The sequence below is a fragment of the Alteromonas sp. S005 genome (assembly GCF_036864475.1).
Classification (GTDB): domain Bacteria; phylum Pseudomonadota; class Gammaproteobacteria; order Enterobacterales; family Alteromonadaceae; genus Alteromonas.
The window spans coordinates 130,846-145,826 of the sequence record NZ_JAZETN010000004.1 but is presented as its reverse complement, the minus strand read 5'-3'; the positions used below and the strand labels follow the sequence as shown (position 1 = coordinate 145,826).

Sequence of the window (14,981 nt, the reverse complement as noted above, 5' to 3'; positions counted from 1 at the left end):
CACGGCCCCAATTTTTTACGACGTATATTGGCACACAGACAGCACACTAACGGGACATGCTCATGACCGCACTTTCAACGCCCATCGATTTCTGGTCGACGCTAAAACAAGAAGCGCAAATTGTTGCTGACAACGAACCTTTGCTATCTAGCTATGTGCATGCCAGTGTTCTTGCGCACCATAATTTCGAGTCGTCGCTAAGCTTCATTTTGTCAAACAAAATGGCTGATGACGTGATGCCTGCGCTTGCTATACGTGAGGTGTTCGATGAAGCTTACTTATTAGAGCCAAGCATTAGCGAGGCAGCCATCGCCGATATTATCGCGATAAATGCGCGGGATGCCGCAGTGAATGACTACCTTACTCCCTTGCTTCACTTTAAAGGTTTCCACGCCGTGCAGGTACACCGGATGGCGCACTACCTTTGGGTTCACGGACGCCACCAGTTAGCCTTATTTTTGCAAAGCCGTAATTCATCAAGTTTTGGTGTAGACATCCACCCAGCTGCGCGAATTGGCAAAGGTGTTATGTTCGATCACGCTACCGGTATTGTGGTGGGTGAGACTGCGGTAGTAGAAGATAATGTGTCTATTTTGCAGAGCGTAACGCTAGGCGGTACGGGTAATGAGTCAGGCGATCGTCACCCCAAAATTCGCCAAGGTGTGTTAATTGGCGCAGGTGCCAAGATCCTAGGAAATATCGAAATCGGCGAAGGCTCAAAAGTCGGCGCCGGCAGCGTTGTACTTAATAGCGTACCAGCTCACGTTACCGTGGTGGGCGTTCCAGCCAAAGTGGTTGGGAGACCGGTTTGTCAAAGCCCCTGCGAATCCATGCGCCAAAACGTACTAGAAGATAACTAAAATTGCGGGGGCAAAGTCCTGACTCTGACCCCTTTATTTATAAGAAGTGGGTTAACTCGTTGAGGTTATCTAGTACTACGTGAGGCAGTATGCTCACAGGCTCGTTGGCTAATTTCATGGGTCTGTTACAGGCAAACCATGCGGCTTGATAACCAGCGTTAACCGCTCCTTGTACATCCTTAATAATATTATCGCCTACATGAAGAATGTGTTTCGGTGCAATGTGTAATAGTGCTGCCGCTTCATCAAACATATCGCGGGCTGGTTTCATGGGGCGTGATGTGCTGGCATGGAGAATGGTTTCAAAATAGCTATCAATCCCTATTTTTTCTGCGTTAACGTTACCGTTAGTAATGCCAATAAGCGGCAGCTTACTGCTAACGGCTTTTAACGCTTCGTGCACCTCGTCCGTAAGCTCAAAGTTACTTCTTGCATCGTAAAAGCAGTTGAAGCATGCCTCTACTGCATCACTTAGCTCACCATTACTGGTCAGGTCTGTTGTTAACTTTTCAGGAGTCGTATTAGACAATGCGGCAGTAAGCACTACACGTCTAAGCTGACCCATGTCAGAGGCTAAGCGCCGGTCTTTTTTTATTGCAGCACGCTTAAGTGCTAGCCAGTCGTTAGCCGACAACGCGGAGGCTAACTTGTGGTGCTCAGCAATATGCGCTTGAAGCGCTTCTTCGGCCTGACGAATAATAGGGTCGTTGTTATAAAGGGTGTCGTCAAGGTCGAAGGTCATAGCCTCAACTTTGTTAATAGACCTGAAAAACTGCATGATGAAACCTTAGGTTAGCTTTATTTCTTGTGCGCCCGCGGATGGGCGGCATCATATACGTTGGCGAGATGCTGGAAGTCGAGGTGGGTATACACTTGTGTTGTCGATAAGTTAGCGTGACCTAACAGTTCTTGTACCGCACGCAAATCGCCACTAGATTCTAATACGTGAGTAGCGAAAGAATGGCGCAGTTTGTGGGGGCTTACTTTTTGCGACAGAGATTGCTCTTTTGCCATTTTATCCAAGCGGTTAGCAACCTGCCTATTTGATATTCGAGTTTTACGCTTACTGACAAATACTGCACTTTCGTAAGGCGACGCATAAGCAGGGCGTACTTTTAACCATGCATTTAGCGCTTTTTGTGCATGTCGACCCAATGGCAATATTCGCTGTTTGCTCCCTTTACCCATGACCTTCACCGTACCGTCTTTTAAACAGTCGGCTAAATTAAGCCCGGTAAGTTCGCTTAAGCGCAGCCCGCATCCATAAAGCAGCTCAAACATGGCTACATCTCTTAACTGCATGCCTTCATCATCGTCACTGCTTCGAGGCGAGGCATTGAGTAACTGCTGCATCTCGTCTACGCTTAGCTGCTTTGGTAATGACTTTCCTTGTTTCGGTGCTTGAATGCCTTCTACGGGGTTACTGAATAGCTGCTGATGTTCGATAAGGTATTGGCAGAATGTTCTTAGTGCCGATAGTCTAAGCGCAATACTACGCGGACTGTGCCCTGACATTTTCGCATCGGCCATTACACGCTTGATATCGCTTGGCGTGAGCCCAGACCATTCGTAAAGCCCAAGTAATTTTCCCACTTCGGTTAACTGGCGCCGGTAATTTTTGATGGTGTGAAGGGATAAACCGCGCTCTACCTGCAAATGAAGTAGAAATTTATCGAGCCATTGCTGACACGGTTCGCTGATTAAGGCGTCCGTAGACACAGCACTTAATATCCCATCATTTCAGGCAAGATGATATTTAGTACTTGCTGAAGCTGTTGTAGCAAGAGGGTATCCATATCTGGCGTAAAGTGGCTGGCGTCGCTGCTGCTAATGCCCAAAATACCTAATTCGCGGTTATCGCCAAGCAGCATTAACGCCACAGATTCTGCAGGGCTTTCGCCGAAAAGAAGTTGACGTTCGTGTTGTGACAAACGACCAAAGAAGAAGTTAGTATTTTTAAAGCGCTTTTCCGTGAAGAGGCGCTGTTGCAGCTCAGGAATAGCGTGAGGGCCTTTAAAGCTTTTGATTACTGCTGAGGACAACTGCAAACGCTCTTGCAGTACATCTTCTAAGGTAAACTGCACTTCGGCGACACTTTCACAGCGCAGTAGCTGTACGTTTAAATCGGTATAAACGCGATAAATTTTCTCGTTTTGTTTCGCGATAGTGACTAACTGATTTAGTTTGTAATTAAGCTGTCTGACCTTTTGTCTAAGCTGATCACTCTGAATTTCTACAAGTGAAACACTGCCTTTGTGTTCGTGGGGAAGCTTAATTTTTTCGAGAATGTCGGCATGCTCGGCAAAGAACTCAGGGTTTTGTAATAAGAACGCGCGCACATCAGCACTCGACAATTCCGTTGTGTCGTTAAATGGCTCAATTAATTGCGTGGCGTTAGATTGCCCTGATACTTCGCTCATAAATTTATATGTCCGTCATATACGTGTTCGGCAGGCCCTGTCATTTTTAAAACGCTATCTGGGCCTGGCCAGCGTATACGTAAACTGCCTCCGGGCAAATCTACCCGTACGTCTTTACTTAATTTACCCTGTATTTGACCAATTGCAACTGCTGCACATGCACCGCTACCGCAGGCTAAGGTTTCACCTGAACCACGCTCAAATACGCGAAGTTTGATATGCGACTCGTTAATTATCTGCATAAAGCCCGCGTTTACGCCCTCGGGAAAGCGCTCGTGCTTTTCAACAAGTGGGCCAATTTCGGCTACGTTGGCCGTATTCACATCGTCTACTTCCATAACGCAATGAGGGTTGCCCATCGACGCTGATCCAATAAACAAGGTGCGTTCGCCAACACGTAAAATATACGTGTTCTCTTGCTTGTTGGCCGTAAGCGGAATGTTCGCAGGTTCAAACTCAGGTTTGCCCATATTCACGGTAACCTGACCATCTTTTTCTAGATAAAGCACCATCTTACCTGCTTTGGTGCTTACCACTATCTTGTTGCGGTTAATTAGGCCTTTTTGCTTAACAAAGCGGGCGAAACAGCGCGCGCCATTGCCGCATTGTTCTACCTCTGAGCCGTCTGCATTGAAGATACGATAGTGGAAATCTTGTTCAGGGTCGTATGGCGGTTCTACCATCAACAGCTGGTCGAAGCCAATACCGAAGTTTCGGTTAGCTAATTGCTGAATTTTTTCTTTGGAGAAAAAGACGTTTTGAGTAACGTTATCAATAACCATGAAATCGTTACCCAAGCCGTGCATTTTAGAAAATTGAACCTGCATTAAACGCGCATCTATCTTGTTAGTTTGTCTCTAGTTTACGGAAGTTTGTACTCACCTTGCCAGAGATCTTTTTGTTTTTCTCGTTCGCGAACCACAATTGCTTTATCGCCGTCTACCATAATCTCCGCTGGTCGACAGCGGCTGTTGTAGTTTGAGGCCATCACAAAACCATAGGCACCGGCGCTGCGTACAGCAAGTAAGTCGGTAGGCTCAATGGCTAATTCGCGATCTTTTCCAATGAAATCACCGGTTTCGCACACCGGCCCTACAACGTCATAGGTTCGAAGCGCTGCCGTGCTTTCTTCTTTCACAGGAATAATATTTTGCCACGCAGAGTAAAGGGCAGGGCGCAGTAAGTCGTTCATGGCAGCATCGACGATAGCGAAACTCTTTTCTTCACCTTCTTTGATAAATTCAACTTCAGTGACCAAAATACCCGCGTTAGCTGCAATAGCACGACCAGGTTCAAGGATAAGCTTTAAGTTTTCACGGCCTACCATTTTTTCAGCCATGGCTTGTGCGTAGGCTTTTGGATGAGGCGGTTGCTCGTCGTTATAAGTCACGCCAAGACCACCACCTACATCTAAGTGCTCAATAATAATGTTGCGCTCGGCTAATTCATCAATAAGCAGAAGTAAGCGCTCTAATGCATCTACAAATGGGCCAATTTCAGTAAGTTGTGAGCCTATGTGACAGTCCATGCCAACCACATTTAAATGTGGTAGCGATGCAGCTAGTTCATAGGTAGCAAGTGCGCGTTCACGAGCAATACCAAATTTGTTGGCCTTCAATCCCGTAGAGATGTAAGGGTGAGTTTTAGCATCCACATCAGGGTTTATGCGAAGCGAAATAGGGGCTTGTACGCCCATTTCACTGGCCACTTGGTTAATGCGATGAAGCTCTGGCTCTGACTCTACGTTAAAGCACATAATGCCTTGTTCCAAGGCATAGCGAATCTCGTCGTGCTTTTTGCCTACGCCTGAAAATACCACTTTGCTTGTGTCACCACCGGCTTCAATAACACGCGCCAATTCACCCGCTGAAACGATGTCAAAGCCTGATCCTAACTTCGCTAAAACACTTAATACACCAATGTTTGAGTTAGCTTTTACCGCATAACATACAAGGTGAGGATGTTCACCGATAGCATCGTTAAAGGCATGCCAATGGCGCTCTAACGTAGCGCGTGAATAAATATAAACCGGCGTTCCGTGCTGGGCTGCAATATCAGAAACAGCTACTTGTTCAGCGTGCAGCTGACCTTGGCTGTAGGCGAAAAAATCCACTAGTTCAGCTCTCCAGAAGTAGTTGCGGGGGAGGGGGTATTGGCGCTAGATGAATCAGCGGCTTCTGCACTTTCAGAAGACGTTGGTTCAGTAGAGGTGTTTTGTGCAGGCGCGTCAGGAATATAAAGCGCCCCTTTATAACCACAGCCACACAATGCTGTGAGTGTTAGCAAGAAAACAACTGACTTTTTAAGCACGAAAAATCCCGCAAAGAATACGACAAATGCCGTTATCATCGCATTGCGGTGTTAAATTGCAAGAGCCAATAAACGTTCTTGTGTTTTATCGCCGTATTGAACGTTTTTCCAAAGCGTATCGCACAGGCTTTTTGTATCAGAAAAGTCTTTATTTTTAAGCCAGTCAATTAGGATGTTCGGGTTATCTGGAAAGGCAATGGCTTCGTTTTCAGGCTCGTCGAGCCACTCTTCCACAATATCGGTATCAAGCTGAAACAGGGTCTGGCATAAATCTAATTTGTTAAGGGTTAACACATTGGATAGCTGCTCAAACTGACCGTGTAACGGTTTAATTAACAGCTTTTTGCCCAGCTGGAGTGCTTCGCTCGATAGCTCAAAACCACCGTTTGCAATGACACCACTAGAATGCTGTAACGCCTTTTGAAAGTGCTTTTTTGAGGTCGGGTGCCAATGAATATGGCCCGCCTCTTTCGCTTCTTCAATATTTGGATGGAAGCATTCGAATACTTGATCGCTTAGCGGTTCAAGCATTTGTTGGATATCTTCTACATCTTCAAACGGTAAATAAACTAAAACGTGACCGTTACCCGACGTTATCAAAGGCTTTTCTGCAACGAAAGGCGGAATGATAGGCTGATTAAAATGATACCAGTGCACACCTAGTTGGAGATCGGTAGGCGCGAATAGCTTCATTATAAAACTATCGAAAATGGTATTGCCACTTTTAGGCACATTGTACGTGAACGCCGCCTGGTGGCTTATAGAAATAGAAGGTAACCCCTGTTTCTTTGCAGCCCAGGCCGTTACGGGTTCGAAGTCGTTAACCAGCAAATCGTAACCGCTGGTATCGAATGCTTTTATATCTTTATTGAGCTGACGAAGGTTGGCGTCTTTAACGGTAGACCATTTGTCTACGCGCCCGCTTTTAGTAATAAAGCTAAGCCCTTTGTATGTTCGGTAATCTCCGAACACTTCCATATCAAAATATTTTTCGGGGGCACGACCGGTAAAAACAAAGTCAACGCTTACATCGTCTCGTTCAGCCAATGCCGCTGCCATAATTCGTGCTCGAGCAATATGTCCGTTACCGGTGCCTTGCACACCATACAATAATTTCATACTACCCCAGAATTGAAATACTTAGAGTTGCAATAGTTACGCCTAGTAGAGAGCCTGCGACCACGTCGGAGGGATAATGTACACCGAGTAGCACGCGCGATAGCCCAATAAGTGCGGCCCAGCAGTAGGCCAGCAGAGCGAAAGGCGGGTAATAGTGCGCAACTATACACGCCATGAGTGTTGCAGCAGCGGTGTGGCCTGAAGGTAGAGAAAACTTATCAGAAGGCGTGACATGTGCTGTTAAATTCATTAGAAAATCGCAAGGGCGAGGGCGCTTGAACATTTTCTTAAGCAGCACATAGATGGGTAACTCCAGCGCATATGCCATCAGCGCTGTGTAAAGGAAAAGCTCACCGTGCTCTGGCTCAAATGCCCAAAGCAGCATACCGATAACAAAGTATAGGTAACCGTCACCTGTTTTCGACAGCCAGACGATACTTCTACAGTCTCTTTTTTGCGTCAGTTTGTAGAGGCGATAAAATAAGTCAGTGTCGTACTTGGTCAAGGATTTCATCAACATCGCCTTGTCCTCTATCGGTTAATTAATGCACAGGCTAAAGTGTGTCTATGACTAGTGGGTGACGGAAAAAAGAAACTTTTTTGACATTTAACGCGATTTTTATTTTTTGCCATGCACCCTTTGCATATACGGGGAAAGTGGTTATTAAACAAAACTTTTTAGCAGAACAATTTTAGCTAAATGCATGAAGCAAAATACGTGCTCAATTAATGCTCATCTGCGCTTAATCATTGCTTTTTTAACAAAACATAAAAATTTGATGAAACGCGCTAAATCAACCGTTTGCATCACCTTAATTAATGCTATGCTAGGTTTAACGAGCATAGAGCTTCAACGCTTCTCAATTTTAGTAAGGCAAAATAATGGAATACAACACATCTGAATTATGCGACTTGTTTGCTGACAGCGTAGACGTAGTAGATCCGATTTTCGCAAGCTTTGGTGGCCGTTATTCTTTTGGTGGGGAGATTACCACCGTTAAATGCTTTGAAGACCGAGGTCTTATTGACCGTGTGCTTGCTCAGCCGGGTGCGGGTAAAGTACTGCTAATAGATGGCGGGGGTTCAAGCCGTCGAGCGCTATTTGATGCATCATCTGCTCAAGTCGCTATTGATAACGATTGGGAAGGCGTTGTAATTTACGGTAGCGTTCGCGAAGTCGATAGTCTTGCTGAACTTGATATTGGCGTATTAGCCGTTGCCGCAATTCCAGTAAATGCCGAGTGTGAAAGCATTGGCGAAGTTGACGTGCCGGTTAACTTTGGTGGCGTAACGTTTTTACCTGAAGACCACCTTTATGCAGATAGCACCGGCGTTATTCTTTCTCCTGAGCCGCTAGATTTAGATTAAAGCTAAACAGTAAGCAGAAGCTACCTGCTTTGAGAATTAAAAAACGGAGGCGTATTGCCTCCGTTTTTGTTTTTAATGCTTGCAGCGTTTCCGCTAATACCAATAAGTCTAATTGATCAGTCTTAATACAACTTGGAATTGACGATGGTGTTAGTTAAAACCTACTTGTTCGCTTCTTCAAATACCTGATTCAGATACATTGCGATGCGAATACCAGCCATCTGCAAACGCTTTTTCGCTGTAGGTAAATGATTGTACAGGTAGTCGTAACTCATGTTGTTGGCATTATCTGGGTAGATGGTATCTCGAATAGCGGTACTTTCTTCAATCCATACCATAGGGTCTGTTGTCGCCCAACTGCGAATGTCTTCTGAGCTAATGGTTTGTGTAAGCCACTTAGTCCACTCAGAATAGGACAGGTCGCGCTGATCTAGCATTTGCGAATCCCACACGCGGTGCAAATTAGAATCTTGCCAGAAAAAGCGTACTTTTACATCGTTTCCACCGCGGTCAGTGCCGTTACCAGCGTGCAGTGGCTGATGCAAGTCGCCAATGATATGCACGATGAACTGAAGGGCTAAGCGCTTCTCTTCAATGCTGGCTGTGTCGCTTTTTAAAGTTTCGGTAAATTGCTTTAACGCGGTAACCGCATCACCTTGCTTTGGTGCACCGACCTCTTCGTAGGTTTTACCCTTGGGCACAGATACATAGTGCCATGGGCTAGCTGTTTTTTGCCAAAATTCGCTGGGGTTAGAACGCATTTCATCAGCATGGGTAGAAGCTTCAGCCAATGAGCCATGTGGTAGCAACTCCATAAGTGCCGCATGTGAAAGGGGGCTTAGATACTGCTGGGCAATAGCACCCGTTACTCTATGGCCTGTTTGACCCCAGCCGAAGGCGGGTGATGCAATGCACAACGTAAATATTGTGCTAAGCGCTACTGCGCAAATCCTGTTTGCAAACGCTAACATAATTAATCCTCAGAATGTTTAGAAGACTGATAGCCCCATCTGGCGACGAGAGACTGTTCAATACCTAAATGGTCTAGTATGCGCGCCACAACAAAATCGACCAAGTCGTCGATAGTTTTTGGATTGTGATAAAAGCCTGGCGCTGCGGGCATAATAGTAGCACCCATTTGAGAAAGCTTGAGCATATTTTCAAGGTGAATAGAAGAGAGCGGCATTTCACGTGGCACTAAAATAAGTTGGCCCCGTTCCTTTAATACCACATCAGCTGCTCGCTCAATGAGATTGTCGCTTGCGCCAATACTAATAGCCGATAATGTGCCTGTAGAGCATGGACATACCACCATTTTTGCTGGGGCAGCCGAGCCTGAAGCTACTGGTGAAAACCACTCTTCTTTTCCAAACACTTTTATTTGGTCGGGTTTAGCATTGCAGTGCTCGGTAAAAAACGCCGCTGCGTCTTCGGGACGGCCCGGTATTTTTACGTTTTCTTCTGTGGCAAATACCACTTTGGCAGCCGAAGAAATAAGTACGTAAACTTGATAGTCTGCATTAACCAGCGATTTCAGCAGTGTTAGGGCGTAAGGTGCGCCAGATGCACCTGTAATAGCAAGTGTCACTTGCTTATCGTGTTTCATGGTTTAGCCTCTGTTGATAACAAACCTAAAGGCTTGCCAATCGAATATAACGTCGTTTTAATTTTTTAAAGTTTGGACTTCATATTTAAAGCGTCAAGGATACGGCTGTGAATACCTTCGAAACCGCCGTTACTCATTACAAGAATATGATCGCCCGGTTGTGCTACGTTGCAAACGCGTTGAACGATCTTCTCTACATCTTTAAAGCAGTGAGTGGGCGCATTGCTGTGCGCCACAGAATCGACTAATGACCAGTCCATGCCTTCAGGTTCATAAAGATACACTTCATCGGCTTTCTGCCAAGAATTTGCAAGTGTATCTTTATGCACGCCCATTTTCATGGTGTTTGAGCGCGGCTCTAGCACAGCTAGAATACGTGCATTACCCACCTTTTTGCGCAGTCCATCAAGCGTAGTGGCTATTGCAGTAGGGTGGTGTGCAAAGTCGTCATAAAGGGTGATGTTGTTAACTTCGCCCTTAACTTCCATGCGGCGTTTAACATTCTTAAAAAAGGATAAGGCTTCTACGGCATCAGGTAAGGTAACGCCCGCATGATGTGCTGCAGCTATGGCCATTAGTGCGTTGTCTACATTGTGCTGACCAACCAGCGCCCACGTTACGGTTCCAGCTATAACGCCGTTATGTAGTACGTTAAATTCACTACCGTCTTTCTTTAGCAGCTCAGCATGCCATTCTTTACCTAGCGACTGACGCGACGACCAACAACCTTTCTTTAACATATCCTCGATGGCTGGCGTGCTATTTGGCGTAAGAATAAGCCCATTTTCTGGCACCATGCGGACCAGATGGTGAAACTGGGTTTGTATAGCTGCCAGATCTGAAAAGATATCGGCATGATCAAATTCAAGGTTATTGATAACCAAAGTTTTTGGACGATAGTGCACAAACTTGGAACGTTTATCGAAAAATGCGCTGTCGTATTCGTCGGCTTCTATGACAAAAAAGGGGCTTTCACCTACTCGAGCCGATACACCAAAGTTCTCTGGAACGCCGCCAATTAAATAACCAGGATTAAGACCAGCGTGTTCAAGAATCCACGCCACCATACTGCTGGTTGTTGTTTTACCGTGGGTACCAGATAGACCAATCACCCAACGATCTTTGAGTAAGTTGTCGAGTAGCCATTGCGGGCCGCTGGTATAAGGTAAATTGCGGTTTAGCACGTACTCCACAGCCGGGTTGCCGCGGGACATGGCGTTACCAATTACTACCATATCTGGTGCTGGATCAAATTGGCTTTCGCAATAGCCTTCCGTAAGCTCGATGCCAAGCGCTTCAAGCTGAGTGCTCATGGGAGGATAAACGTTTTTATCTGAGCCTGTAACCTTGTGGCCTAGTGATTTAGCAATGGCGGCGATGCCACCCATAAAACTTCCACAAATGCCTAAAATATGTACATGCATAGCGCATTCTCGGTGATTTATTATGTTATTGGCGTACTGTATCAGAACCCTACGACCTATAGATAATTCAATTTTCATCGATTAACAGTGGTCGCCAGCACTTATTTAAAGGAAATATTTGAATATTCGTAGCTTTCAAACTGGTATGGTGTGTGAGTGACTTTTTGAAGGTGTGTTCCACTTAACTAAGAACACGGTTACAATCTAACCACAGGCTTAAAACCTGTGTGTGCTTCAGATAAACGCCGGTAAGGAAAGCTGAGCGACTGCAAGTACAACACCCTACACATAAAAAAAGGCTTACATTCAATGAAACGTTTAAATTCCCAATTGCAACAAGACGGTGCACCGCTTGAGTTAATACTACTCATTCGTACACTGCTAGCGGGCTGTAAAGAAATTTCTTTCCGCGTGAGTCAAGGCGCACTTGCTGGCGTGCTAGGTTCGACTCTTTCAGAAAACGTACAGGGCGAAACGCAGAAAAAGCTCGACGTTATCTCTAACCACATTTTAAAAGACACGCTAAGGGAATCTGGCTACGTTAAAGCCATCTCGTCTGAAGAAGAAGACGATGTAGTACCGTGCAATCCGGAAGGTAACTACCTAGTAAGCTTCGACCCGCTAGACGGCTCGTCAAATACCGAAATAAACAGCCTAATTGGTACTATTTTCTCTATTACTCATGCACCGCAGTGGATGAAGCCAGATGACCCATCTGCTTTTCTGCAGCCAGGCACACAAATGGTTGCTGCAGGCTATGTACTGTACGGCCCTTCTACTATGTTGGCGCTAACTACAGGTCGCGGCACGCACATCTATACCCTTGATAAAACTCACGGCGGCTTCCTACTTACTCACCCGAATATTAAGGTGCCTGAAGAAACCTCTGAGTTCTCTATTAACGCGTCGAACCAGCGTCATTGGGAACCGGCGATGCAAGCATATATTGCCGATTTGTTAGCGGGTAAAGAAGGCCCTCGCGGTAAAAACTTTAACATGCGCTGGGTAGCGGCAATGGTGGGTGATATTCACCGTTTACTTTGTCGTGGTGGTATCTTTATGTATCCATTCGATAACAGAGATCCGTCAAAACCAGGTAAATTGCGTTTGCTTTACGAGGCAAACCCAATGGCATTTTTGATGGAACAAGCTGGTGGTAAAGCGGAAACGGGTGCAGGCCGAATTCTAGAAGTTATGCCTGAAGAAATTCACCAACGCGTACCTTGCATTATCGGTTCGAAAGACGAAGTTGAAATGTGCTTAAGCTACAACGACAAAGCGTAGTAGAGAAAAATGGCCCTTCGGGGTCATTTTTTATTAAAAAGCAGCAAAATTTAGCGAAAAATAAAGAGATTAGTACGACATGGGTCGTAAAGCGTTTTTATTTTGCTGCTGTCACCGTATACTTACGACCAAATTTTTAATCCAATATTGAAAGGACCTAAGAATGAGCTTGAGTGCTATTTCTGCTGGTAAAAATGTACCAGATGAAGTGAACGTAATCATTGAGATTCCAGCACACGCTGACCCAGTGAAATACGAAGTAGATAAAGACACAGGCGCAATGTTTGTTGATCGCTTCATGGCGACTTGCATGCATTACCCAACTAACTACGGCTACGTGAACAATACCTTATCTGAAGACGGTGACCCAGTGGACGTTCTTGTTATGACGCCGTTCCCACTACTTTCTGGCTCAGTTATCAAATGTCGCCCTGTAGGTGTACTGAACATGACTGACGAGTCGGGTAAAGACGCAAAAGTACTAGCAGTACCAGTAGACAAGCTTTCTACGATTTATCGCGACGTGCACGAAATTGCCGATGTACCTCCGCTTCTTCTTAAGCAAATTGAGCACTTCTTTGAGCATTATAAAGATCTAGAGCCAGGTAAGTGGGTGAAAATTGACGGTTGGTCAGATGCAGCTGCTGCAAAAGCTGAAATTACCTCAAGCATCGAGCGTTTCGAGGCAGAATAATTCACGCTGCTTCAAATTAATGATACAAAGGGCTGGTGCAATACCAGCCCTTTTTGTATGTGGCTAAAAAATTAAATTGAATACGAAAAGCAAAAGCCGATTCAAACGAGCGAACAGAATAGTCAACGATAGAGAGCAGTATGACCTACCTAAAATTATCCGTAACCTCATTATTTGCTGTACTAATGATGGTACTAACTTTCGACGCTATTGCAGATGAAGCGTCGGTTCAAGATCCTGTAGAAGTATACTGGGAAGATCTGGTGCCCGAGGGGTTTAATGAGCTTGCGCCTCCTTCAGTTCAACACAATGGTGAGATGAGTCAGCTTCAGCCTGATGCACCAGTGGTCGATACCTTTGATGGAAAGCGTGTGAAAATACCGGGGTTTGTTGTGCCGCTAGAAGGTACGGCTGAGCTTACAACCGAGTTCTTACTTGTTCCGTATTTTGGCGCCTGTATTCACGTGCCACCACCACCATCTAATCAAATTGTGTACGTGAAATTTGAAGAAGGTGTGCGAATAGATAATATTTACGACGCGATTTGGGTAACCGGCGAACTGTCGACTGACGGTTGGAAAGGCGATATTGCGTCTGTAGGTTATCGCTTGAAAGGCGAAGCCGTAGAAGGGTTCTAAAAAGCTAGCCTTTGTAGGCTAGCCCTGCGTATAAATTTGTTCAGCGCGGTTAAACAGAAGCCATGACGTTAAAATGTACTTGTCGTTACTTTTTGGAATTTGGCCGCGGTGCGTGTGAGTAAAGTAGGCCGGCGCAATCACCATTCTGCCTGCTTGGGGCTTAACCGCACGGTTTTGATAATAAAATTCTGTTTCGCCGCCTTCGTCCACATCGTTTAAGTAGTACATAAACAGCAACACGCGGTGCAGTGCATCGTTATGTTGAAGCTGTGGATACACTTCTGAGTGCCAGTAAGGGTAGCCGCCGTTGCCTGCGGTATAGCGCTGTGCATTAACATCGCCTACGCGGAATAGATAGTTAACTAGGTTGGCTAGATTTGGCTTACCCACTTCTTCAAAGTTTTCCCCAGTTACCTTCACCGGTTCGCCAGTTTTGGGGTGACGTACGGTTAAGCCAATAGGCCCAACAAGCGCAAAATAGTATTTTTCAATGTAGGCAACCAGCTGTTTTCCGGTGTGCTGCATCACTTGTTGGAATAAGTCTTTAAATTCTGGGTTGCGGCTTATGGACACATCCATACTGCGTTTTTTATCTAGATCTACACCACCGCCAGTGCGACCTTGGCTCAAGTTTGGGCTGCTTTCAAAGCGCGCCATAAGCTGCGAGCACAGCTCAGGTGGTAGTACATCGTCAATAACTTCAATTAAATCGCTCATGGATACCTCTTGCTGCGCTTTATTACTTAGTGGGTAGTTCTTTAAAATGTGACTGTAGTTCCGACTTCACATTATCTGGAATAGGCGCAGAACGCTGCGTTTTATAGTCAAAATGTACCATGGTCGTTACGCCAGTTGAGCATAGCTTGCCGTCTTGCCAAAGCTCCTGAAACACGTCGAATGCACTGTTTCCCAGCCGACTAATGTAAGTTTTAACCGTTACTGGTTTTCCATAAAAAATTTGAGCTAAAAAGTCGACCTTGTAGCTGGCTAAGATTAGTGGCCAGTTTTGTAAGTCTAGCTCAGGCGTAAACATTCTGAAAATAGGCTCTCTGGCCGCTTCAAACCACGCAACTAGTGCCGTATTACTAACATGTTGTAAGGCATCGGTTTCGCAAAAACGTACGTCAAAAGAAGTGATAAGTGGTGCTGTATTACTCATAATTATTTGTAGGCATTGTTATAAGTTTAATTCCTACTCTAGCATTATGGGCAGGGGTTTTCAGTAAGCCCTTGTGTAAGCGATTGTGTTTAAGGTAAA

General features: G+C 45.4%; 18 protein-coding genes. 5 read left to right on the top strand and 13 right to left on the bottom strand.

Annotated features, from left to right (window positions below; translation table 11 throughout):
- Positions 1 to 62 precede the first annotated feature (62 nt).
- Positions 63 to 860: a serine O-acetyltransferase gene (cysE, locus tag V7R55_RS07345; RefSeq protein WP_334058674.1), complete on the top strand. Its 798-nt coding sequence runs from the start codon at positions 63 to 65 to the stop codon at positions 858 to 860.
- A 37-nt stretch (positions 861 to 897) separates the two neighbouring features.
- Here the strand turns inward: cysE and V7R55_RS07340 are convergent, their stop codons facing one another.
- Genes V7R55_RS07340 through V7R55_RS07305 form a run of 8 tightly spaced genes read right to left on the bottom strand, consistent with a single transcriptional unit; the run spans position 898 to position 7,223 of the window.
- A complete protein-coding gene (locus V7R55_RS07340; protein WP_334058672.1) occupies positions 898 to 1,638 on the bottom strand; it encodes an HAD-IA family hydrolase in 741 nt (246 codons plus the stop codon).
- A 20-nt stretch (positions 1,639 to 1,658) separates the two neighbouring features.
- Positions 1,659 to 2,579, bottom strand: a complete 921-nt coding sequence (gene xerC, locus V7R55_RS07335; RefSeq protein WP_334058670.1) for a tyrosine recombinase XerC — start codon at positions 2,577 to 2,579, stop codon at positions 1,659 to 1,661.
- 5 nt (positions 2,580 to 2,584) lie between these two features.
- The gene (locus V7R55_RS07330) at positions 2,585 to 3,280 is read right to left on the bottom strand and encodes a DUF484 family protein (protein WP_334058669.1); all 696 of its coding nucleotides are present in this window, start codon (positions 3,278 to 3,280) and stop codon (positions 2,585 to 2,587) included.
- On the bottom strand, positions 3,277 to 4,107 hold the full coding sequence (gene dapF, locus V7R55_RS07325; RefSeq protein WP_334058668.1) for a diaminopimelate epimerase: 831 nt from the start codon (positions 4,105 to 4,107) through the stop codon (positions 3,277 to 3,279). The genes V7R55_RS07330 and dapF overlap by 4 nt, the downstream gene beginning before the upstream one ends.
- A gap of 35 nt (positions 4,108 to 4,142) precedes the next feature.
- Entirely contained in the window at positions 4,143 to 5,393 is a 1,251-nt protein-coding gene (gene lysA / locus V7R55_RS07320) for a diaminopimelate decarboxylase (protein ID WP_334058667.1), read from the bottom strand.
- Positions 5,393 to 5,590 (bottom strand): LPS translocon maturation chaperone LptM, encoded by a 198-nt coding sequence (gene lptM, locus V7R55_RS07315; RefSeq protein ID WP_334058666.1) that lies wholly within the window; start codon positions 5,588 to 5,590, stop codon positions 5,393 to 5,395. The genes lysA and lptM overlap by 1 nt, the downstream gene beginning before the upstream one ends.
- Before the next feature lie 51 nt (positions 5,591 to 5,641).
- On the bottom strand, positions 5,642 to 6,709 hold the full coding sequence (locus V7R55_RS07310; RefSeq protein ID WP_334058665.1) for an MJ1255/VC2487 family glycosyltransferase: 1,068 nt from the start codon (positions 6,707 to 6,709) through the stop codon (positions 5,642 to 5,644).
- 1 nt (position 6,710) lies between these two features.
- The gene (locus V7R55_RS07305; protein ID WP_179982012.1) at positions 6,711 to 7,223 is read right to left on the bottom strand and encodes a phosphatase PAP2 family protein; all 513 of its coding nucleotides are present in this window, start codon (positions 7,221 to 7,223) and stop codon (positions 6,711 to 6,713) included.
- Positions 7,224 to 7,591: 368 nt separating this feature from the next.
- On the opposite strand from V7R55_RS07305, the gene rraA reads away from it, so the two are divergent.
- Positions 7,592 to 8,077 (top strand): ribonuclease E activity regulator RraA, encoded by a 486-nt coding sequence (rraA, locus tag V7R55_RS07300; RefSeq protein WP_179982013.1) that lies wholly within the window; start codon positions 7,592 to 7,594, stop codon positions 8,075 to 8,077.
- A 161-nt stretch (positions 8,078 to 8,238) separates the two neighbouring features.
- Here rraA and V7R55_RS07295 read toward each other — a convergent pair whose 3' ends face one another.
- The 3 genes from V7R55_RS07295 to mpl form a co-directional block, all read right to left on the bottom strand.
- Entirely contained in the window at positions 8,239 to 9,048 is an 810-nt protein-coding gene (locus V7R55_RS07295) for a S1/P1 nuclease (RefSeq protein ID WP_334058664.1), read from the bottom strand.
- Between the two features lie 2 nt (positions 9,049 to 9,050).
- Positions 9,051 to 9,683 (bottom strand): flavin prenyltransferase UbiX, encoded by a 633-nt coding sequence (locus V7R55_RS07290; RefSeq protein WP_014975357.1) that lies wholly within the window; start codon positions 9,681 to 9,683, stop codon positions 9,051 to 9,053.
- A gap of 65 nt (positions 9,684 to 9,748) precedes the next feature.
- Complete coding sequence (gene mpl / locus V7R55_RS07285) at positions 9,749 to 11,107, bottom strand: UDP-N-acetylmuramate:L-alanyl-gamma-D-glutamyl-meso-diaminopimelate ligase (protein ID WP_334058662.1); 1,359 nt, start codon at positions 11,105 to 11,107, stop codon at positions 9,749 to 9,751.
- Positions 11,108 to 11,416: 309 nt separating this feature from the next.
- Here mpl and V7R55_RS07280 point away from each other — a divergent pair, with 309 nt between their 5' ends.
- From V7R55_RS07280 to V7R55_RS07270, 3 genes are all read left to right on the top strand, one after another.
- Complete coding sequence (locus tag V7R55_RS07280) at positions 11,417 to 12,391, top strand: class 1 fructose-bisphosphatase (protein ID WP_334058660.1); 975 nt, start codon at positions 11,417 to 11,419, stop codon at positions 12,389 to 12,391.
- A 163-nt stretch (positions 12,392 to 12,554) separates the two neighbouring features.
- Positions 12,555 to 13,085, top strand: coding sequence for an inorganic diphosphatase (ppa, locus tag V7R55_RS07275; RefSeq protein WP_071968025.1), 531 nt, complete (start codon positions 12,555 to 12,557; stop codon positions 13,083 to 13,085).
- Positions 13,086 to 13,225: 140 nt separating this feature from the next.
- A complete protein-coding gene (locus V7R55_RS07270) occupies positions 13,226 to 13,723 on the top strand; it encodes a DUF3299 domain-containing protein (RefSeq protein WP_334058655.1) in 498 nt (165 codons plus the stop codon).
- An 18-nt stretch (positions 13,724 to 13,741) separates the two neighbouring features.
- Here the strand turns inward: V7R55_RS07270 and V7R55_RS07265 are convergent, their stop codons facing one another.
- Entirely contained in the window at positions 13,742 to 14,440 is a 699-nt protein-coding gene (locus tag V7R55_RS07265) for a 2OG-Fe(II) oxygenase (protein WP_334058654.1), read from the bottom strand.
- A 22-nt stretch (positions 14,441 to 14,462) separates the two neighbouring features.
- Entirely contained in the window at positions 14,463 to 14,882 is a 420-nt protein-coding gene (locus V7R55_RS07260; RefSeq protein WP_334058652.1) for an acyl-CoA thioesterase, read from the bottom strand.
- Between the last annotated feature and the right edge of the window lie 99 nt (positions 14,883 to 14,981).